Origin of the sequence: Sphingopyxis indica, assembly GCF_900188185.1 — a bacterium.
Taxonomy (GTDB): domain Bacteria; phylum Pseudomonadota; class Alphaproteobacteria; order Sphingomonadales; family Sphingomonadaceae; genus Sphingopyxis; species Sphingopyxis indica.
Genome location: NZ_FZPA01000003.1, coordinates 150,404 through 169,630 on the forward strand (window position 1 = coordinate 150,404; position 19,227 = coordinate 169,630).

The 19,227-nt window shown below is 67.1% G+C and carries 17 protein-coding genes; 9 read left to right on the forward strand and 8 right to left on the reverse strand.

Features of this window, described 5'->3' with window-relative positions; translation table 11 throughout:
• Nucleotides 1-83 precede the first annotated feature (83 nt).
• From CHB69_RS06660 to CHB69_RS06670, 3 genes are all read left to right on the forward strand, one after another.
• Nucleotides 84-3,185, forward strand: a complete 3,102-nt coding sequence (locus CHB69_RS06660; RefSeq protein ID WP_170935459.1) for a TonB-dependent receptor domain-containing protein — start codon at nucleotides 84-86, stop codon at nucleotides 3,183-3,185.
• An 85-nt stretch (nucleotides 3,186-3,270) separates the two neighbouring features.
• On the forward strand, nucleotides 3,271-4,056 hold the full coding sequence (locus CHB69_RS06665; RefSeq protein WP_089215215.1) for a hypothetical protein: 786 nt from the start codon (nucleotides 3,271-3,273) through the stop codon (nucleotides 4,054-4,056).
• 16 nt (nucleotides 4,057-4,072) lie between these two features.
• A complete protein-coding gene (locus CHB69_RS06670) occupies nucleotides 4,073-5,656 on the forward strand; it encodes a tetratricopeptide repeat-containing sulfotransferase family protein (RefSeq protein ID WP_170935460.1) in 1,584 nt (527 codons plus the stop codon).
• Nucleotides 5,657-5,714: 58 nt separating this feature from the next.
• Here CHB69_RS06670 and ahcY read toward each other — a convergent pair whose 3' ends face one another.
• Nucleotides 5,715-7,121 carry an adenosylhomocysteinase gene (gene ahcY / locus CHB69_RS06675; protein WP_089215217.1) on the reverse strand — a complete coding sequence of 469 codons (1,407 nt, stop codon included), beginning with the start codon at nucleotides 7,119-7,121 and terminating at the stop codon, nucleotides 5,715-5,717.
• Nucleotides 7,122-7,527: 406 nt separating this feature from the next.
• On the opposite strand from ahcY, the gene CHB69_RS06680 reads away from it, so the two are divergent.
• Nucleotides 7,528-7,926: a hypothetical protein gene (locus tag CHB69_RS06680; protein ID WP_089215218.1), complete on the forward strand. Its 399-nt coding sequence runs from the start codon at nucleotides 7,528-7,530 to the stop codon at nucleotides 7,924-7,926.
• Between the two features lie 45 nt (nucleotides 7,927-7,971).
• Here the strand turns inward: CHB69_RS06680 and CHB69_RS06685 are convergent, their stop codons facing one another.
• Together CHB69_RS06685 and recF are read right to left on the reverse strand one after the other, a co-directional pair.
• A complete protein-coding gene (locus CHB69_RS06685; protein WP_089215219.1) occupies nucleotides 7,972-8,535 on the reverse strand; it encodes a YqgE/AlgH family protein in 564 nt (187 codons plus the stop codon).
• A 68-nt stretch (nucleotides 8,536-8,603) separates the two neighbouring features.
• A complete protein-coding gene (gene recF / locus CHB69_RS06690; RefSeq protein WP_089215313.1) occupies nucleotides 8,604-9,713 on the reverse strand; it encodes a DNA replication/repair protein RecF in 1,110 nt (369 codons plus the stop codon).
• A gap of 238 nt (nucleotides 9,714-9,951) precedes the next feature.
• Here recF and CHB69_RS20665 point away from each other — a divergent pair, with 238 nt between their 5' ends.
• The 5 genes from CHB69_RS20665 (at nucleotide 9,952) to CHB69_RS06710 (ending at nucleotide 12,974) form a co-directional block, all read left to right on the forward strand.
• Complete coding sequence (locus CHB69_RS20665; protein WP_281252654.1) at nucleotides 9,952-10,080, forward strand: hypothetical protein; 129 nt, start codon at nucleotides 9,952-9,954, stop codon at nucleotides 10,078-10,080.
• Between the two features lie 61 nt (nucleotides 10,081-10,141).
• Entirely contained in the window at nucleotides 10,142-10,321 is a 180-nt protein-coding gene (locus CHB69_RS06695) for a PspC domain-containing protein (RefSeq protein ID WP_089215220.1), read from the forward strand.
• Between the two features lie 168 nt (nucleotides 10,322-10,489).
• On the forward strand, nucleotides 10,490-11,284 hold the full coding sequence (locus tag CHB69_RS06700) for an ABC transporter ATP-binding protein (RefSeq protein ID WP_089215314.1): 795 nt from the start codon (nucleotides 10,490-10,492) through the stop codon (nucleotides 11,282-11,284).
• Nucleotides 11,285-11,390: 106 nt separating this feature from the next.
• Nucleotides 11,391-12,536: a cell wall hydrolase gene (locus tag CHB69_RS06705; protein ID WP_089215221.1), complete on the forward strand. Its 1,146-nt coding sequence runs from the start codon at nucleotides 11,391-11,393 to the stop codon at nucleotides 12,534-12,536.
• Nucleotides 12,537-12,584: 48 nt separating this feature from the next.
• The gene (locus CHB69_RS06710; RefSeq protein ID WP_089215222.1) at nucleotides 12,585-12,974 is read left to right on the forward strand and encodes a VOC family protein; all 390 of its coding nucleotides are present in this window, start codon (nucleotides 12,585-12,587) and stop codon (nucleotides 12,972-12,974) included.
• Nucleotides 12,975-13,076: 102 nt separating this feature from the next.
• Here CHB69_RS06710 and CHB69_RS06715 read toward each other — a convergent pair whose 3' ends face one another.
• The 5 genes from CHB69_RS06715 to CHB69_RS06735 form a co-directional block, all read right to left on the reverse strand.
• On the reverse strand, nucleotides 13,077-14,759 hold the full coding sequence (locus tag CHB69_RS06715; RefSeq protein ID WP_394357147.1) for an ATP-binding protein: 1,683 nt from the start codon (nucleotides 14,757-14,759) through the stop codon (nucleotides 13,077-13,079).
• A gap of 125 nt (nucleotides 14,760-14,884) precedes the next feature.
• Nucleotides 14,885-15,658, reverse strand: a complete 774-nt coding sequence (locus CHB69_RS06720) for a TIGR02186 family protein (protein ID WP_089215223.1) — start codon at nucleotides 15,656-15,658, stop codon at nucleotides 14,885-14,887.
• A complete protein-coding gene (locus CHB69_RS06725; protein ID WP_089215224.1) occupies nucleotides 15,655-16,563 on the reverse strand; it encodes a sulfite exporter TauE/SafE family protein in 909 nt (302 codons plus the stop codon). The genes CHB69_RS06720 and CHB69_RS06725 overlap by 4 nt, the downstream gene beginning before the upstream one ends.
• Before the next feature lie 104 nt (nucleotides 16,564-16,667).
• A complete protein-coding gene (locus CHB69_RS06730; protein WP_089215225.1) occupies nucleotides 16,668-17,747 on the reverse strand; it encodes a hypothetical protein in 1,080 nt (359 codons plus the stop codon).
• Nucleotides 17,747-19,171, reverse strand: a complete 1,425-nt coding sequence (locus CHB69_RS06735) for a glycosyl transferase family protein (RefSeq protein ID WP_089215226.1) — start codon at nucleotides 19,169-19,171, stop codon at nucleotides 17,747-17,749. Before CHB69_RS06735 ends, CHB69_RS06730 begins: the two co-directional genes overlap by 1 nt.
• Nucleotides 19,172-19,227 lie beyond the last annotated feature (56 nt).

Sequence of the window (19,227 nt, forward strand, 5' to 3'; positions counted from 1 at the left end):
ATGCGGCCTTGCACTTAAAACCGGGGAATATAGATATGAAATCAATGATCGACGCTCCGTCGCATTTGCGGCGGCATCTGGGCTTGGCGAGTCTGTCTGCGATCGCGGTGGTGATCGCGACGCCGGCCTTTGCACAGACCGACGAAACCGCACCAGAAGACGGCGACGTTGCGGCAGCACCGGCGCCGGCGCCCGATGAATCGATCGTCGTCACCGGCTCGCGCATCCGCACCGTGACGCCGTTCAACAGCCCCGACCCGATTTCGGTCATCGACCCGGAAATCGCGGCGAAGGAGGGTAAGTTCGACCTTGCTTCGACGCTGCAAAGCTCGCCGGTTGCGGCGGGCTCGACGCAGATCACCGCGGCGATCTCGTCGAATTTCGTGACCAACGGCGGCCCGGGGGCGCAGACGATCGACCTTCGCGGCCTCGGCCCCAACCGCACGCTGGTCCTGCTCAACGGCCGCCGCGCCGGTCCGGCGGGGACGCGCGGCGGCGTGTCGTCCTTCGACCTCAACGTGCTTCCCGCCTCGATCGCGAGCAGCGTCGAAATCCTCAAGACCGGCGCATCGTCGGTCTATGGCTCGGACGCGGTCGCGGGCGTGGTCAACATCAAGACCAAGACCGACATCGACGGGCTCCAGCTCGACTTCAACACCTCGGTCCCGTTCGACAGCGGCGGCGAGGAATATCGCGCCAGCGCGCTGTGGGGCAAGACGTTCAGCCGCGGCCATTTCCTGATCGCGGGCGACTATACGCACGTCAAGGAACTGGCGCGCGGCGACCGCAGCTATCTGGCGTGCCCCGAAGCCTATACCTTCCGCGAAGACGGCAGCCGCGCCGACCTGATCGACCCGCGCACGGGCAAGCCGCGGTGCCAGGACCTGCCGTGGGGGCATGTGTGGACCTATAACCTCATCGACAATATGCAGCTCGACGGTCCGGGCGGCCCGAACACTGGGCTCAACACCTCGCCCAACGGCGAAACCGTCCTGATCCAGTATCAGTATCCGGGCGAAACGCTCGGCATCCCGGCCTATGGCGCGCCCGCCTATTTCGGTGATCTCGGCACGCCGGCGGGCTGGTATCCGGTCGGCTACAACACCGAATCGCAGCGGGTGCTCAACGCGTATCACCCCTTCTACGACGAACAGACGATCATCCCGAAGACGACGCTGATCACGGGCTACGCCGAGGGTTCCTACGAGCTGACCGACGATGTCGAAATGTTCGGCGAGTTCCTGTTCAACCGCCGCAAGACCTATCAGAACGGTTTCCGCCAGTTCTGGAACTTCGGCTTCACCGGCGATCTCTACGGCACCGGCAACCTCTATGGTTCGGGCACGATCTGGGCGCCGGGCTGGCAAGGCGTGAACTTCCTTAGCCCGACGGCGATCACCAATCATGCCGACAGCAGCCAGAAGGTCGACTATTATCGCGGCGTCGCCGGATTGCGCGGCGAGGCGCCCGAAGGCGAAGGCTTTTTCGGTGGCTGGCGCTGGGAAATCTATGGCCAGTACAGCAAGAGCATCGGTCGCTATCGCAGCGAACAGATCCTGCAGGACGTCTATGAGACGGGCTATTTCCAGTCGTCGTCGTGCGTCGGCACGGTCACGCCGGTATCGGGCAAGCAGTGCATCGACCTGCCATGGGCCGATCCCTATTTCCTGCGCGGCGAACTCACGCCCGAACAGGTCGATTTCCTCTTCGACTGGGAGGAAGGCAAAACCGTCTACACTCAGTTGACCGGCGAAGCGACGGTGTCGGGTGCGCTGTTCGACCTTCCCGCCGGACCGGTCTCGATCGCGCTCGGCCTGAACGGACGGCAGGACAAGATCAATGACGTGCCGGGCGAGATCACGCTTGCCGCGAACGCCTGGGGTGCGTCGGCGTCGGGGATCACCGCGGGCAAGAGCTTCACCAAGGAGGCCTTTGCCGAAATTAACGTTCCGGTGCTTGCAAACAAGCCGTTCTTCGAAGAGCTGACCCTCTCGGCGGCGGCGCGCGTCACCAGCGTGAAGGCGACGCGGCGGTCCGACGGCGTATCCGACGAGGATAATGGCAACTGGACCTACAAGATCGGTGCCAACTGGGCGCTCAACGACTGGCTGCGCTTCCGCGCGAGCTATGGCACGTCGTTCCGCGCTCCGGCGCTGTTCGAGCAGTTCCTTGCCGATGAGACGGGCTTCGTTTCGCAGCGCAATATAGACCCCTGTATCCAGTGGCAGCGCGGCCTCGACCAGGGCACGACGTCCGATCGCGTCGCAGCGAACTGTGCCGCGGACGGCATCCCGGGCAATTACCCGGGCGGCAGTATCACCGCGACGTCGATTTCGTCGGGCGGTCTTGGCGATCTGCAGTCGGAAACCTCGAACGCGCTCGTCGTCGGTGGCATTCTGACGCCGAAGTTCGACTTCCTGCCCGATACCACGCTCAACATCGCGGTCGATTATTTCGATATAAAGGTGAAGGGCGAAATCACGCAGCTCGGCGCAAGCAACATCATCTTCGGCTGCTATGATTCGGAGAGTTTTCCGAACGATCCGCTGTGCGACCTGTTCGTCCGCAGCCCCGCCGGTTCGGTCACCGAATATAATATCACAGACATCACCGACCAGTTCGTGAATATCGCGAGCCAGCGCAACAGCGGCGTCGACGTCGAGATCAACCTGCGTCACGACCTCGGCAACGCCGGCCGGCTGTCGTTCACCGCCGGCATGACCTTTCAGACGCGCGACGACTTCAAGCTGTTGCCGACCTCGCCCACGACGTCCGACAATGGCGAAGCGGGTTCGCCCGACTGGGTCGGCGATTTCCGCGCGACGTGGGAATCGCGCGGCGGCTTCACCTTCTTCTATGGCATGAACGTCTATGGCGGCACGTCCGACGTGCAGGATTTCCTCGACCGCAACGGTGGCGATCCCTGCATCGATTCGAGCATCTATGGCCGCTATTGCCCGAAGCTGACCACGCCGACGACCTTCTACCACAATGTCTCGATCTCGCAGGAGATCAACGACCGGTTCGAGATCACCTTTGGTATCGCCAACCTGTTCGACACCCGCCCGCCGCGGGTGTCGGTGCTGAACGGCGGACAGATTGCGCTGCTGGGGCCCGCGGTTCTCGCCTCGCAATATCCGTTCACCGGACGCAGGGCCTTCCTGAACATTTCGAGCAAATTCTGATCGATTTGACAGACTATGGGGCGGGGCGGCATGGAAACGTGCCGCCCCGTTTCTTTTGACCGGACAGCAAGGGAGCCGACCGGCCGTGCCCACCGTTCTCGTGAAGCCCGACACGCTCGACGACGAAAACCGCCGCTTCGCGCAGGCGCCGCTGCGCCAGCCCGTTTTCCTGAACAGCGTGCCCAAGAGCGGCAGCCACCTGCTGCGCAACATCATGCGCATGTTCGTGCCGGTCGAGCAGCAATATGGCGCCGACTTCATCCAGTGGCCCAATCTGCAGCAGCACCGCGCCGCCTTCGACCCGGCACGGCCGATGCTCAGCTGGGGGCATCTTTTCCTCGCCGACGCCTCGGCGATCGAGACCGCGCCGGCGCGGCGCATCCTCCTCTATCGCGATCCCTATGACTGGGTGATCGCGCGCGCGCGCTTCTTCGCCTCGGAGCAGTTTTCGGGCAATATGGAGCATCTGAAGTCGGGGGCGCTGACCGCCGACGAGCTGCTGACGATGATGATCTTCGGCCTTCCCGGCAAGGCTCCCTCGCTCAGCGACATTTATGAAATGAACGCCGCCGCCTGGCTCGGCGCGCGCGTCCATGTCGTCAAATATGAGGATCTGGTGCGCCACCTCTCCGACCTCGACAGCAATGCGGCCGGCGGCTTTTTCGCCGATCTGCTCGCCGCGTGCGGGATCGACCGGCCGGGCGACTGGCAGGAACGGGTCCGCGTCGGGTCCGATCGCAAACAGAGCGGGACCGCGCGCGAGAATCTCACCGGGGTCGGCATCGACTTTCCCGAAACGCTCGGGCCGCGCCACCGTGCGCTGGTCGACTATCAGGCGCCCGGCCTTCGCGCGCTGCTCGGTTATGAATAGGGGCGGGAGCGCGCGCGTGAATGTGACCGGCACCGTGACGACCTATTCGGCCTTGACCAAGGCCGACGAACTCGCCGCCGCGGGCCGGCTTGAGGCGGCGGCACAGCGGGTGATCGAGCATCTGCGCCGCCACCCCGACGAACCCAAGGGACTCGCCAAGCTCGGCGAACTCGCCATGCTTCTCGGCGCACTCGGCCAGGCCGAGCAATTCCTGCGCAGCGCGATCCTGCGCGGCGAAAACGGGATCGGCGTCCGCCGTAACCTCGCCTCGGTTCTCAACCAGCAGGAGCGGCTCGACGAGGCGCGCGCGATGTTCGAGGCGCTGGCGGAGGAAAGCGATGATCCGACGATCGCCGCGCTGCACGCGCTGGCGCTCGACAAGCTGGGACGCGCCGACGAAGCGCGCGCGATCCTCGAACAGCTGATCGAGGCGCACCCCGACCAGCCGCATTATCGGATCAGCCATGGCCATATTCTGCGCGCCGCGGGGCAGGTCGACGAGGCGGTCGCTGCCTATCGCAAAGCGGCCGAAATCGACTATGAATGCGGCGAAGCCTGGTGGGGACTTGCAAGCATCAAGAGCCGCATCTTCACCGACGCCGATATCGAGACGATGCGCAAGGGGCTGAACGTCGCGATCGACATCCGCAACAGCGCACCGCTGCATTTCGCGCTCGGGCGCGCACTCCACGACCGCAAGCACTACGCCGAAGCGTTCGACCATTATCGCGAGGGCAACCGCCAGCGTGCCGAGAGCATCGGCTATGACGCGCGCGAGCTGACCGACGAGGTCGCCGAGATCGAGCAGGTGGTGGATCGTAACTTCATCGCGTCGCTCCCCGAGGCACCGGCCGGCGACGCAACCCCCGTTTTCATCGTCAGCCTGCCGCGCTCGGGCTCGACCCTCCTCGAGCAGATGCTCGGCAGCCACCCCGACGTCGAGCCCGTCGGCGAACTCCCTTACGCCCCCGCCATCCTGCGCGGAGCGATGGAAATGGCGACCCGCCGGGGACCGTCAACCGTGCCGCAGCTGATCGCTGCCCTTTCGGACGAACAGGCGGCGGCGATGGGCGATGACTATCTCCGCCGCGCGAGCCTGCATCGCCGGACGGACGCGCGCCATTTCATCGACAAGCTACCGCACAATTGGAGCAACATCCTGTTCCTGCGTAAGATTTTGCCGCAGGCGAAGTTCCTCGACATCCGCCGCCCGGCGATGGACTGCTGCTTTTCCAACTTCACGCAGAGTTTCTCGCGCGCGCACGCCTCTTCCTTTGCGCTCGAACATATCGGGCAATGCTATGCCGATTATGTGCGGCTGATGACGCATCTGGACCGCATCGCGCCGGGGCTGATCCATCACATCGATTATGCCGCGATGGTCGAAGATTCCGAACCGCAGCTTCGCCGTGCGCTTGCCCATCTCGGGCTCGACTGGGACCCCGCGGTGCTCGAATTCCACAAGCTCGACCGCGTCGTCCGCACCCCGTCGAGCGAACAGGTGCGCCGCCCGCTCAACCGCGACGGGATGGAGGTGTGGCGGCCCTATGCCGAATGGCTCGGCCCCTTGCGCGAAGCACTGGGCAAGCTTGCCGAATGAAAACGGCGCCGGAATCGTCCGGCGCCGCCTTTCGGTTTCATGTGGTGCGAAGCTGCAATCAATACCGATAATGATCGGGTTTGAACGGCCCTTCGACCGGCACGCCGATATAGTCGGCCTGCTTCTGTGTCAGCTTCGACAGCTTGACGCCCAGTTTCTCGAGGTGCAGCGCCGCGACCTTTTCGTCGAGATGCTTGGGCAGCACATAGACCTGGTTCTGATAGTCGCCGGCCTTGGTGAACAGCTCGATCTGTGCGAGCGTCTGGTTGGTGAAGCTCGACGACATCACGAACGACGGGTGACCCGTCGCGCAGCCGAGGTTCACGAGGCGGCCCTTGGCAAGGATGATGATTTCCTTGCCGTCGGGGAATTTGACGAGGTCGGTGCCCGGCTTGACTTCGGTCCAGTCGTAGTTGGCGAGCGCCGCGATCTGGATTTCGCTGTCGAAGTGGCCGATGTTGCAGACGATCGCCATCGGTTTCATCGCCGCCATATGCTCGGCGGTGATGACGTCGGCGTTGCCGGTCGCGGTGACGAAGATGTCGGCGCGGCCGACCGCTTCGTCCATCGTCACGACCTCATAGCCTTCCATCGCCGCCTGCAGCGCGCAGATCGGATCGACTTCGGTAACGAGCACGCGCGCGCCGCCGTTGCGCAGGCTCGCCGCCGAGCCCTTGCCGACGTCGCCGAAGCCCGCGACGCACGCGACCTTGCCCGCGAGCATCACGTCGGTCGCGCGGCGGATCGCGTCGACGAGGCTTTCCTTGCAGCCATAGAGATTGTCGAATTTCGACTTGGTGACGCTGTCGTTGACGTTGATCGCGGGGAAAGGCAGCTTGCCCTCCCTGGCGATCTGATAGAGGCGATGGACGCCCGTCGTCGTTTCTTCGGACACGCCCTTGATGTTGCGCACGCTCTTGGTGAGATAGCCGGGCTTCGCGGCGAGGAAGGCCTTCAGCGCGCGGACGAATTCGACTTCCTCGGCATTGGTCGGCTCGAACAATTCCTCGCCCGCTTCGACGCGCGCGCCCCACAGCGCGAACATGGTCGCGTCGCCGCCATCGTCGAGGATCATGTTGGCGGTCTCGTCGCCCCAGTCGAAGATGCGGCCGACATAGTCCCAATAGTCGGCGAGGCTTTCGCCCTTCACCGCGAACACCGGCGTGCCACCCGCGGCGATCGCGGCGGCGGCATGATCCTGCGTCGAATAGATGTTGCACGTCGCCCAGCGCACGTCGGCGCCGAGCGCCTTCAGCGTTTCGATCAGCACCGCGGTCTGGATCGTCATGTGCAGCGAGCCGGTGATGCGCGCGCCCTTCAGCGGCTGCGCCGCGCCATATTCGTCGCGCAGCGCCATCAGGCCGGGCATTTCGGTTTCGGCGATCGCGATTTCCTTGCGCCCGAAATCGGCGAGGCCGATGTCGGCGATCACATAGTCACGGGTGTCGGCGGCGAGAGTGGCCACGGTCGATATCTCCTGTCAGGCGGTTTGCGGCCGCTTGGGCGCGGCCCGAAATGGCGAGCAATTATATTGCGCGCCTTAGCCCAAAGCGCGCCTCCCATCAAATATAAACTATTCTTTATATCGCAAGCCGGAGCCGGCCCGCGCGAGACCAGCGCGCACGATTCGCAGGCCGCCAATTCGGCGGCGGCGCGAAAAAAATTTTGAGGCGCGCCGATTGTGACAATCGGCAGCGCAGATTTGTGACACCGAGTCGCCTGCGCCAAGATTATGGAAATCAAGACTTATAATGCGACCTGCGATGAGCATAAAAAGCCTATGTGACACCTGTGTGACACATAGGCCGGAATATTGACTTTTCGGCGCCGCGGACGGAAAATCTCCTAAAGTTTTTGGGGAGATAGTTTCGATGAAAAAAATCCTGGTTCCGCTTGTCGCACTGGCCTTCGCAACCCCTGCCACGGCGCAATCAATCGTCGTCGTGACCGCGCCGCAGCCCGATTCGATGGTGCTGCCGGTCGCCTATCCCGAATTGAAGGCAGGCCAGAACGAGGCGGCGGTTGCCAAATTGACGAGCAACACGGCGCTCGGCGCGCGCGATCCGTCGCGGCTGATCAACCTCGGCACAGCCTATGCGCGCCTCGGCCGCACCGACGAAGCGCGCACCGCCTATGAGGCCGCCGCGGCGAGCCCAATCCGCTACGACCTCGAACTCGCGAGCGGTGACTATATGGATTCGCGCTGGGCCGCGCGCACCGCGCTCGCCAATCTCGACGCCGGCCGCGCGCAGATCGCGCTCGCGCGCTGATTCGACACGCCCCTCCGCTCCGGCCGGAGGGGCTTTCCTTCTTTTTCAGGCTTCACCGCCCTCGGTGGTCAGCAGCCGCGCGTCGACCCCCGCTTCGGCGAAGGCGGCCTGCCAGCGCTGATCGGGCGGGGTATCGAACAACAGCGCATCGCTGCCCGGCGTCACATGCCAGCCGTGGCGCACCAATTCCTCCTCGAGCTGCCCCGGCGACCAGCCGGCATAGCCCAGCGCGACGAGCCAGCGCGACGGCCCGCGCCCCTCGCCGATCGCGCGCAATATGTCGTGCGAGCTCGAGATCATCCAGCGACCGGCGACCTGCACCGCACCCTCGCCGCCCCAATCGTCCGAGTGGAGCACGAAACCGCGCGACGGCTCGACCGGGCCGCCGAGGAAGACGGGCGTGTCGAGCGGGTCGTCGTGCGCGATCTCGAGCTGGTCGAGCACCGCCCCGACGCTCATCCCGTCGATCGGGTCGGCGATCCCGATGCCCATCGCGCCGTCTTCGTCATGGCTGATCATCGCGATCACCGAATGCTCGAAGCGGGGATCGCCGATGCCGGGCAGCGCGAGCAGCAGCTGGCCGGTGAACCAGGTCGGTGCCATATCCATGCGCCTATCATGAACTTGCAAGCCGGTCGGGTCCAGCCTCTTTGACCGCTGGACTTTGCCGGCCACCGCTAGCCCGCGGCGATCCGCCCGTCCGCGATGCGAAAGCGCGTGACCGGCGCGGGCATCGCATCGAACAATGCGGCCTCGGTTCCGGTCAGCCACGCCTGCCCGCCCTGCGCAGCGATCCGATCGTAGAGCGCGTCGCGGCGCGACGGGTCGAGGTGCGCCGCAACCTCGTCGAGCAAAAGCACCGGCCGCGCACCGCGCAGCCGCGCCACGCAATCGCTGTGCGCGAGCACCAGCGACAGCAGCATCGCCTTTTGCTCGCCGGTCGAGCAACGCGCCGCTGCGCGCCCGGTCGCGGCGTGCCCGGCAGCGAGGTCGTCGCGGTGCGGCCCCGCGGTCGCGCGCGCCGCCGCCGCGTCGATCCGCCGCCGCCCGGCGAACAGCGTGCGCAGCGCCTCGACCGTCCACGGCGCATCGCGCGGCGCGCCCTCGCTGTCGACGAGCGTCAGCAGCGGCCGCGCGAAGGGCGCGTCGGGCTGCCGGGCGAGTTCGGCCGACAGCGCCGCCAGCATGTGCTGCCGCGCCGCGTCGATCGCGGCGCCATGCTCGGCCATCTGCGCCTCGAGGCTGGCGAGCCATTGCGGATCGGCGGCGGCGAGGTCGGCGAGCAATTTGCCGCGTGCGCGCATCGCCGCCTCGTAACGATTGCCGTGCTGCGCATGGCGCGGGTCGAGCGCGAGCACGAGCCGGTCGAGAAAGCGCCTGCGATTGCCCGCGGTCTCGACGAACAGCCGGTCCATCGCCGGCGTCAGCCACAGCACCGCGAGCCAGTCGCCGAGCGAGGCCGCCGCCGCCGGACTGCCGTTGATCCGCACCAGCCGCCGCCCGGGATGCGCGGGCTCGATCCCCGTGCCGAGCGCCACGGGCGCCGGATGATGCCCCGCAAGCACCTCTGCAAAGACCGCAAAGCCCCCGCTCGCGCCGTCGCGCACCATCTCGGCCAGCGGCGCGCGGCGGAGGCCGCGCCCCGGCGCGAGCAGCGAGATCGCTTCCAATATATTGGTCTTGCCCGCGCCATTATCGCCGTACAGCGCCACGAGCCCCGGCGCCGCGACCAGATCCGCGCCGGCGTGATTGCGAAAGTCGGTCAGGGAGAGGCGGATCAGCGTCATCATCCCGCGACTAACCCACCACTCGTCGTGGCGCCAGCCCGGCCGCGCGACCGACGCAGTGAAAATTTTCCCATCGACGGGATTTTTCACCTCCCTATCGGAAAATTTTCGGCGGCTGATTATTTCAACGTCGACGAAAACGGCGGTTAACCGCCAATGAATGAGTTTGGCACGGTCCCTGCAAAGTATCGGGTATCCACCGGATGGTCCGGCAGGACGGAACGAAAGGACTTCAAAAATGGCTCATTTCAACACCGACTCGCTCAAGAGCTACGCGATCGCCGCGGTTGCCTCGCTCTATTGCTCGATGATGTTCCTGGCCGCGGTCGGCCCCACGGGCACGGAATTCGGCCGTCTGGTCATCTGACCGGCGGCCCCCCACACCCCAGCAAGCGCCGGCCCGGGGGGCCGGCATGGAAAGGAAAGAAATGAAACAGGGTTTTCGCAAGAATCGTCGTGACGCCATGCTTTTCGGAGTGTGCGCGGGCATGGCCGACCATTTCGGCTTCGACGTCTTGTGGACGCGCGTCGCATTCGTCGCGCTGACGTTGCTCGGCTTCGGCCTGCCGGTGCTGCTCTATCTGACGGTCGCGATCCTCGCGCCCTAGCGGCTCCATGGGCCGGTCGCCCGCGCGGCGACAGATAGCGGCCCGTATATTTCCCAAGACCGATGGCCCGCCGGCCTCCGCAGGCGGGCCTTCTCTTTGATGGCGCCGCGCCGGCGCGGCAGCGATTTCCTCTTCCCTCGCGCATCGCGTCATGCTGAGGGCGCGGTCATGGCTGACGAACATCCCCTCCTCGCGCTTGCGGGCGTCCGCGTCATGGCCGACGAGGCCTGCATTCTCGACCTTCCCGTGCTCTCGATCGCGGCTGGAGAGAATACCGCGATCCTCGGCGCCAACGGGTCGGGCAAGTCGACGCTGGTCAAGCTCATCGCGCGCGAGCTCTACCCCGCCTGGGGCGCCGACGTGCGCATTTTCGGGCAGGACAGCTGGAACGTCTTCGAGCTGCGCCGGCATCTCGGCATCGTCTCCTCGACGATGCAGCTCGATTTCGACGCCGAGCCGCCGCTCGAGGTGCTCGATTGCGTCGTTTCCGGCTTTTTCGCCTCGCGCGGCCTGTGGGCGCACCAGCATTATACGCAGGACATGATCGACGCCTCGCGCGCCGCGCTCGCGGAAGTGGCGGCCGATCATCTGATCGGGCGCAGCATCGCGAGCCTGTCGACCGGCGAGGCGCGCCGCGTCCTCATCGCCCGTGCGCTCGCGCACCGCCCGCGCGCGCTACTCCTCGACGAACCCTGCGCCGGGCTCGACCCGGCGGCGCGGCACCATTTCCTCGACATGCTGCGCGGCATCGCGGCGGGCGGCACGACCTTGGTGCTCGTCACCCATCACATCGAGGAGATATTGCCCGAAATCGACCGGATCGTGATGCTGCGCGGCGGCAGGATCGCGCGCGACGGTGCCAAGGCCGAGCTTTTGACCAGCGATGCGCTCAGCGCGCTGTTCGACCTGCCGATCGCGGTTCGCACGCACGGCGCCTGGTATCGCGCCGACATCGACCACTGAGGCGCGGTTCAATCATTTATTCGCACCTCGCGCGCTATGACAGACTGCCGGGTTTCGCCCCCGCGAATCATTCGCCCGGCGACGCAATTGGAAGTATAGCGCGCGCATGAAGCCCGAACTTCATCTGACCGAGCGGGCCGGGTCGTCCGGCTGGCGCGATCCGGCGCCCGCGGCGCCGGCCGGGCCGTCGCGCAATTTCTGGGCCGGGCTGATCGCGGCGGTCACCGTCGCCTGCCTTGCGATGCTGCTGTCGGCAGGCCAGCTGCGGCCGCGCGAAAGCGGGGCGTATCGCGTCAGTGTGCCGCTCGACTTCAAGCCCTTTGACCCCGAGCGCTGGGCGATCATGAATTCGGAGAGCTATGCCGACGCGCTGAAGATCGACCCGTCGCTGCCCGACCCGCGCAGCATCGACTATGCCGATGCGACCGCGCTGCCGCCCGTCGATCCCGCCGCGCTGCGCGACGAAGCCTTCGTGGGACCGCCCGCCAAACCCTATGTCTTTCGCGGCGCGAGCGCGACCGACCGCGAGCGCGCGCATTATTGCCTGACCGCCGCGGTCTATTACGAGGCGGGGTCGGAGACCGACGCCGGGATGCGCGGCGTCGCGCAGACGGTGCTCAACCGCGTCCGCCATCCGAGCTTCCCGAACAGCGTGTGCGGCGTCGTCTTTCAGGGGTCGCAGCGCGCCGGCGTCTGCCAGTTCACCTTCGCCTGCGACGGCGCGATGGCGCGCGCGCCGAACCGCGCCGGCTGGCTGCGCGCGAGCCGTATCGCCTCGGCAGCGCTCGGCGGCGCGGTCTTTCCCGGCGTCGGGCTCGCCACCCATTATCACACCACGGCGATCTGGCCGCGCTGGGGGCAGAGCCTGGTGATGACGAACATCGTCGGCGCGCATATCTTCCACCGCTGGCGCGGGCGCTGGGGGATGCCCGACGCGTTCCGCGTGCCCTATCTCGGCCGCGAGCCGGTTCCCGGGCCCTATCTGGCGGTCGCCGACCAGCTCGCCGCGCGCGCGCTGGGCACCGCGCCGACCGCGCTGCTTCCCGCGGGCAGCGGCAGCACCGCCGCGCCGCTCCCCGATGTCGCGCCCGCCCCGCTGCCGAGCGCGATGGCTCAGGGCGATCGCGCGATCGGCACGCCCGTTCCCGGTGCAAAGCCGGCACCGGCACAGCCGACCTATGCCGATCCGCGGCTCAACCGGTCGGGCGAAGTCCGCGATGAGTTCCAGAACAGCGGGGAGTGGATTCGCTGACGCCGCGCGCCTAGACTGCCTCCATCACCTCAACGACGGAGGTTTGCCATGGGACATGTCAAGGGCATCGGCGGCTTCTTCTTTCGCGCGAGAGATCCCGACGGGTTGAACGCCTGGTATCGCGAGCGGCTCGGCGTCGGCGCCGGGTGCAGCGCGGACGCCGCCGGGCCGGTCGAGGAATGGAGCTGGAGCACCGCGGCGGGTCCGCTGGTCTTTGCGCCGTTCAAGGCCGACAGCGACTATTTCCCAGCCGATCGCCAATATATGCTCAACCTGCGCGTCGACGACCTCGACGCCGTGCTTGCGCCGTTCCGCGAGGCGGGCGAGGAAATCATCATCAAGGAGGAGTGGGACGACCCCGCCGTCGGCCGCTTCGCCCGCGTCCACGACCCCGAGGGCAATCCGATCGAGCTTTGGGAGCCGCCGGCGAGCAGCTAGATTCGTCATCCCGGCGAAGGCCGGGATCTCGACCTGGCATCCTGACGCAACGGCGAGATCCCGGCCTTCGCCGGGATGACGACATGAGGCTGGTCGGCCGTTTTACCGACCCTGGCTCCGCCAGCGCTTGACCACGCGATCGAGGATTTCGACCTCGCCGCCGGTTTCGCGCCACAGTTTCGAGAAGAGCGGATCGTTCGACGCCGGGCGCTTGTCCTCTTCGAGCGTGTCGAGATAGACGCGGATCGGGATCGACACACCCTCGCCGCAGATGATGCATTCGCGGTTGCGGAGCGCCGGGATCGAATCGATGAACCCGCGCGCGCCTTCGGGCATCGCGGCCTTGACGAAATGCTGGTCGCGTTCGTTGTTGAGGCGCATCGAGATGATCGTGCCGCACTGCGACAGCACGCCTTCGGCGAGATCCGACGGACGCTGCGTGATCAGGCCGAGCGACACGCCGTATTTGCGGCCTTCCTTGGCGATGCGTTCGAGGATCTTGCGCACCGCCTGCCCCTGGCCGACGTCCTTCGACGGAATGTAGCGGTGGGCTTCTTCGCACACGAGCAGGATCGGCCGCTGCGGTTCGCCGCGCGACCAGATCGCATAGTCGAAGGTCAGGCGCGACAGCACCGCGACGACGACCCCCGTGATGTCCGACGGCACCCCCGACACGTCGATGATCGAGATCGGACGGCCATCCGACGGCAGGCGGAAGATCTTGCCGAGGAAATTCGCCATCGTGTCGGCGACGAGCATCCCCGAAAACATGAAATTATAGCGCGGGTCGGCGCGCATTTCCTCGATCTTGCCCTTGATCCGCATGAAGGGCGCCGACGAGGTCGCCTTGTCGAGCTTGCCCATCTCGTTGGTGAGGATGCTGAGCAGGTCGGACAACAGATAGGGGATCGGCGAATCGACCGTGATCTTGCTCATCCCTTCGGCGAGCCGGTTCTTCTGCCGCGCCTGGAGCAGGCATTTGGCGAGCACGTCGCAGTCGCCCTGCCGCTCGCGCCCCTCGCTGGTGACGAAAACCTCGCAATGCTCCTCGAAGTTCATCAGCCAATAGGGCATGGCGAGATTGTCGACGTCGAACAGCGCGCCGGTGCCCTTGAAGGCCGCCGAATATTCGCCGTGCGGGTCGACCATCACGATATGGCCCTGCGGCGCGAGCTCGCAGATCTTGTGGAGGATCAGCGCCGCGCTGGTCGATTTGCCGGTGCCGGTCGAGCCGAGCAGCGCGAAATGCTTGCCGAGCATCGCGTCGACATAAAGCGAGCCGCGAATATCCCTGGTCGGATAGACGGTGCCGATCTCGACATGCGCGCGCTCGTCGGCGGCATAGATTTGCTTGAGGTCGGCGCTCGTCGCCGCGAAGACCTCGCTCCCCGGAACCGGGTAGCGCGTCACGCCACGGCGGAAATTATGGATGCGCCCGGTCAGCTTCTCCTCGTCGCCTTCGCCGAGGAAATCGACCGAGGCGGCGATCAGCCCGTCGCCGCCCTGGTGGAGCTGCTGGTCGCGGATGCTCGCAAGCAGCCAGACATTGCCGACGCGCACCTTGACCTGCGCGCCGACCTGTCCGGCCATCGCGACCGCCGCGTCGGTCGAGGCCGACAGGCGCTGCAGCGCGGCTGCATCGAGCAGGATGCGTGAGGCCGAGCCCGCTATGTCGATCACTTCGCCGACGAGCAATTCGTCGCGGTGATGCGCCGCTGCCGGGGCAGCGACCGTCGCCGGGGTAACCGTTCCGCCCCCTGCCAGCCGCACATGTTGCGCAGCCATCGCTTCGCCGGCTCGCTGGCCGCTTCCCTGCATATCCATCCCAATGCCCCGCCTGTTGTGGTCCCGGTATGGGGTATCGCAGCAGTTGGTAAAGAAAGCGCTTATGTTGTTGCCGGGCGCCGTCCCTAGCGGCGGCGGAAAATCGCCGATGCGGCATAGCCGAGCGAGACCGAGAGCAGCACCGCGGTCAGCCCATAGAGAAAGCCGTGCCGCTGCGCCGCGAGCGCGACGAAACGCTCGAACCCCGCCTTGCGGATCTCGACATCGCGCGCGGCGACCGCGATCACGCGCCCCTTGCTGATCAGATAGGTTTCGGCGCGATAATTGCCGACCGGCACGCGCGCGGGCACCGGAATGCGCGCGCGATAGAGCACGCCCTCGGTGATCTCGACCGCCTTCGGATCCTCATAGAACAGGCCTTGCCGCCGATAGAGGTCGATCAGCCCGTTCTCGAAGCGGGCCAGCGTCTTCGCTTCGGAAAAGCCCGTCGGCGACATCGACAGGTTGCTCAGCCCCAGCTCGAAGATCGCCGCGGTGCGCTCGTCGACGAGCTGGTCGATCGGGCGCGACGAACCGATCGCGTAAAATCCGGGCGAAGTGCGCAGGCGGATGCTGTCGGCATTGACCCAGATCCCCGCGACGCGCTGCTTTTCGCGCAGGATGATCGGCCGCACCGGCCCCTTCAGCACGACGACGATGTCGGCGCGGTCGTCGGGCAGCCGCTGTCCAGGATAGAGGATCGCACCGAACAGCAACAGCTCCTCGCCGGTGAAGCTGTACTGGATGTCGATCGCGCGGCTCGACACGTCGGGCACCAGCCGCGGATCGGCGGCGCGCGCGGCGATCGCCCAGCCCGCCGCGCCGAGCAGCGCGACCAGAAAGAGCGCCGCGCGCCTCATTGCACCGTATAGATTTCGTCGGGCCGGATAAAGAGATCGACAGCCATGCGCAGCGCGACGAGCAGCACGATCGCGGCGAGGATCGCGCGCAGATATTCGGGCCGCACCGTCTGCGCGAAGCGCGCGCCGATCTGCGCGCCGGTGACGCTGCCGACCAGCAGCAGCGCGGCGAGCACCAGGTCGACCGCGCCGGTGGTCAGCGCGTGAACCATCGTCGTCGCGATCGTCACGAACAGCGTCTGGAACAGCGAGGTTCCGACAACCACCTGCGTCCCCATGCCGAGCAGATAGACCATCGCCGGGACCATGATGAAGCCGCCGCCGACGCCGAGCAGCATCGTGATGATCCCCACTGCCATGCCAAGCAGCAGCGGTGCGAGCGGCGAGATATAGAGGCCCGAGCGATAGAAGCGCCAGCGCAGCGGCAGGTTGGCGACCATCGGGTGGTGGCGCCGCTTGCGGGCCGGCGGCGGCAACCCCTCGCGCATCGCGCGCAGCGCGCCCAGCGCCTCGCGTCCCATGATCGTCCCGACCGATCCCATCAGCGCGACGTAAAGGATCGAAATCACCGTATCGATCTGTCCCCAGGCGGTGAGCAGTTCGAACAGGCCGGCGCCGATCAACGACCCGATCATCCCGCCCGTCACGAGCACCGATCCCATGCGCAGATCAACCCCGTCGCGCTCGAGATAGGCCATCGCGCCCGACACGCTGGCACCCGTCACCTGCGTCGCCGCCGACGCCGCGGCGACCGTCGGCGGAATGCCATAGAAGATGAGTAAAGGCGTGGTCAGAAATCCGCCCCCGACCCCGAACATGCCCGACAGGAAGCCGACCCCGCCGCCGAGCAGGACGATGACCAGCGCATTGACCGACAGATTGGCGACGGGAAGATAGAGATCCATGGGCCTCGGGTGACGTCCACGGCGCCCGGATAGCGCCGATTCCGCTGGACCCTAGACGATTTTCGCGGGGTGGGGAATCGACTGCGGTGCGGTGTGGCAGAAAATCAGAAATCGGCGGCGAGCGTGACCGCGACGCCGCTGCCGGGCACCGCATCGCCCGCAATCCGCTGTCGCCAGTCGATCGCGATCCGGCTCCCCTTCGCGAGGCGGGGCAGGCGCAGCGTCAGCCTGGGTCCGACATCGAGCCGCGCCGCGCCCGGCTGCACCGCGCCCGCAGCGAGCGCGCCGACGCTGAACGGCAGCGACGGGTTCGATCCGATGCGGTGATCGACCACGACCGCACCATCGGCAAAACCGTCGAGACGCTGTGCGCCGACCACGCCCGCCTGCGCATAGGCCTCGAGCCGAAAGCCGGCGGGAAGCGCGACATCGCCGACCCCGCCGAAGGCCATCGCCGCGAGCGCGGTGCGCCCCTCGCTGCCGGCGGCGACGCGCTGCTCGACGGCAATGTCGACGGGCAGCGCGGGCACGGGCGCAAAAGCGATACCGGCGGCAAATTCGCGTTGCCGCGGCCGGTCGAGCGCGACAGTCGCCCGGCCATAGGCACGGGCGCGGCCGTCGCGACCCAGGCCATAGGCGATGCGCAGCCCGGCCTGACTGCCGCCGATCTGGCCCACCGCGGCGATGGCTTCGGGCGCCGCGCCCGCGCCGCTCCGCACGAAGGCCCAGGCCGACGCGCTCCAGCCCGACAGGTCGCGGCGCATCCAAAAGGGTCCGCCGCTTGCCGGCCCGGCGGTCGGCGGGAAGTCATGCGGCCCCCGCCACGACGGGGCGGGCCCGGGCACCGCCGCCGATGAAGCCCTGCCGGGGGACGAGGCCGGAAGCCCGCTCGTCGGAGCCGGGCCCGGCGCATGGCGGCCAGGACCGTCCACGCGCCGCCCGGCGGCCGCCGATGACGCCAGCATCCCGATGGCGAGCGTCCGGCGGCGCGGCCGGACACTCGCCTGCGCGGGCCCGGCGATCGCCGGTGTCGCCCATGCGCGCGCGGGCATGAGGGGCGGCTCGGGCGCCGCCGGGTTCCAGTTCGCCGCGAGGCGAAACGCGGTCCAGCCCGCGAGACAAAGCAGCAAAAAGCGCAGCGCCGGCGCGTCGCGATGCGCGCGCGTCCCCTGTCGCCGCACCATCACCGGCGGCGTATGGCGGCAAGCATGGGACGCACCGGCGCTTCGGTCACGCCATGATCGGTCTTGTCCCACACCACCTCGCCCGATCGCAGCATCCGGCTGTACAGCAGAATGGCGCGGCGGGCGGCGAGGATGGCGATGATGTTGGTGACGAACGCACGCGGCAGCGCCATCGGCGCGGCGCGGCCGCCATACCGGCGCGCCGTGAAATGCCCCCGCATCCCGAGCCGCCAGAGGAGCAGCGCCGCATCGAACGCGATCAGCAGCCGCATCCCCTCGCTCTCGACCCGCGGCACCCAGCCGAGCCATGCCTCGCCGATGAGGGCGACGGCCGCGAGGACCGCACCGCCATAGGCCGCGAGCAGGACGAGCGCCGCCAGCGGCGCGCGGCGGTCGCGCCACAGCATCCATCGCGCGGCCCAGCTTCGCACCGGCTTGCCGCCCGCAATCGGATCGAGCCAACCGAGATGATCCCAGCCCTCGAGCGCGATGCCCGCGATCCAGCGCGCCTTTTGCCGCACGGCGCAGTCGAGCCGCGCGGGAAATTCGCCGCGCGAGACGATCGGATCGCCGTCGGGGTCGGTCGCCGTGACAAAGGCGGAGCGCAGCCCATAGGCGCCGATCAGCATCCCGACCTCATAATCTTCGGTCAGGCTGTCGGCGCGGAACGGCTGGCCGCCGCGTTCGATCGCCAGCAGCGTGAGCGCCTGCCGCGTCAGCGCACAGCCGACGCCCGCCGACGGCAAGGGCACACCGAGCGCCGAGCGCACGACGAGTTCCTTGCCGTGCGCCTCGGCGAATTCGTCGCCATAATGGGCGCCGATCCAGCGGTCGCCGCGCTCGATGATCGGAACCACCGGGATTTGCACCATCGCATGATGCGCAAGTTCGAGCCGGAACAGCGCAAGCTCGCCCCGATGCACATGATCTTCGGCATCGTGCAGCAGGATCGCGGCATAGCGCAGACCCTCGGCGCGCTCGTCCTCGCCGAGCGCGGTCCACAGCCGGTTGAGATTGTCGCCCTTCGTCGTCGGCCCATCCGCGTCGCCGACGACCAGCCGCAGCCGCGGGTCGCGCGCGACGAGTGGCGAGACGGCGATCAGGGTCGCAGCATCGTTCGGATAGCAGCCGACATAGAGGCGGAAATCCTCACCCTCCCAGGCGGCGAGCGTCCGGCGGATCATCGCCGGAAGCACAGCCGCCTCGTCCCACGCGGGGACGAAGACGGCGAAGCGGCCGGCGATCGGCGTCCTTTCGCTGCCGCCGCGCGGCGCCGCGCGGCGCCGGCCGCGCATCGCCAGCCACAACGCATCGAGCATCAGGTCGTCGAGCCCGATCAGCAGCACGCCGACCGCAGCAAACAGCATCAGTTCGTGCCCGACGCGCTGGACCAGCCAGGCGAGCCATTCGGTTGCGAGTTCCACCTGTTCGCCCCGATCCCCCTCGCGGCGTTGCCGCCGCCCCCTGTCATCAAGGCGTA

What these genes read in the sequence shown, in the direction of transcription:
- CHB69_RS06710 (WP_089215222.1), top strand. Translation starts at nt 12,585, where the DNA reads ATGGGACATGTCAAGGGCATCGGCGGCTTCTTCTTTCGCGCGAGAGAT.
- CHB69_RS06725 (WP_089215224.1), bottom strand. Translation starts at nt 16,563, where the DNA reads ATGGATCTCTATCTTCCCGTCGCCAATCTGTCGGTCAATGCGCTGGTC.
- CHB69_RS06700 (WP_089215314.1), top strand. Translation starts at nt 10,490, where the DNA reads ATGGCTGACGAACATCCCCTCCTCGCGCTTGCGGGCGTCCGCGTCATG.
- CHB69_RS06730 (WP_089215225.1), bottom strand. Translation starts at nt 17,747, where the DNA reads ATGGTGCGGCGACAGGGGACGCGCGCGCATCGCGACGCGCCGGCGCTG.
- CHB69_RS06720 (WP_089215223.1), bottom strand. Translation starts at nt 15,658, where the DNA reads ATGAGGCGCGCGGCGCTCTTTCTGGTCGCGCTGCTCGGCGCGGCGGGC.
- CHB69_RS06685 (WP_089215219.1), bottom strand. Translation starts at nt 8,535, where the DNA reads ATGGATATGGCACCGACCTGGTTCACCGGCCAGCTGCTGCTCGCGCTG.
- CHB69_RS20665 (WP_281252654.1), top strand. Translation starts at nt 9,952, where the DNA reads ATGGCTCATTTCAACACCGACTCGCTCAAGAGCTACGCGATCGCCGCG.
- CHB69_RS06695 (WP_089215220.1), top strand. Translation starts at nt 10,142, where the DNA reads ATGAAACAGGGTTTTCGCAAGAATCGTCGTGACGCCATGCTTTTCGGA.
- CHB69_RS06680 (WP_089215218.1), top strand. Translation starts at nt 7,528, where the DNA reads ATGAAAAAAATCCTGGTTCCGCTTGTCGCACTGGCCTTCGCAACCCCT.
- recF (WP_089215313.1), bottom strand. Translation starts at nt 9,713, where the DNA reads ATGACGCTGATCCGCCTCTCCCTGACCGACTTTCGCAATCACGCCGGC.
- CHB69_RS06715 (WP_394357147.1), bottom strand. Translation starts at nt 14,759, where the DNA reads ATGGCTGCGCAACATGTGCGGCTGGCAGGGGGCGGAACGGTTACCCCG.
- CHB69_RS06705 (WP_089215221.1), top strand. Translation starts at nt 11,391, where the DNA reads ATGAAGCCCGAACTTCATCTGACCGAGCGGGCCGGGTCGTCCGGCTGG.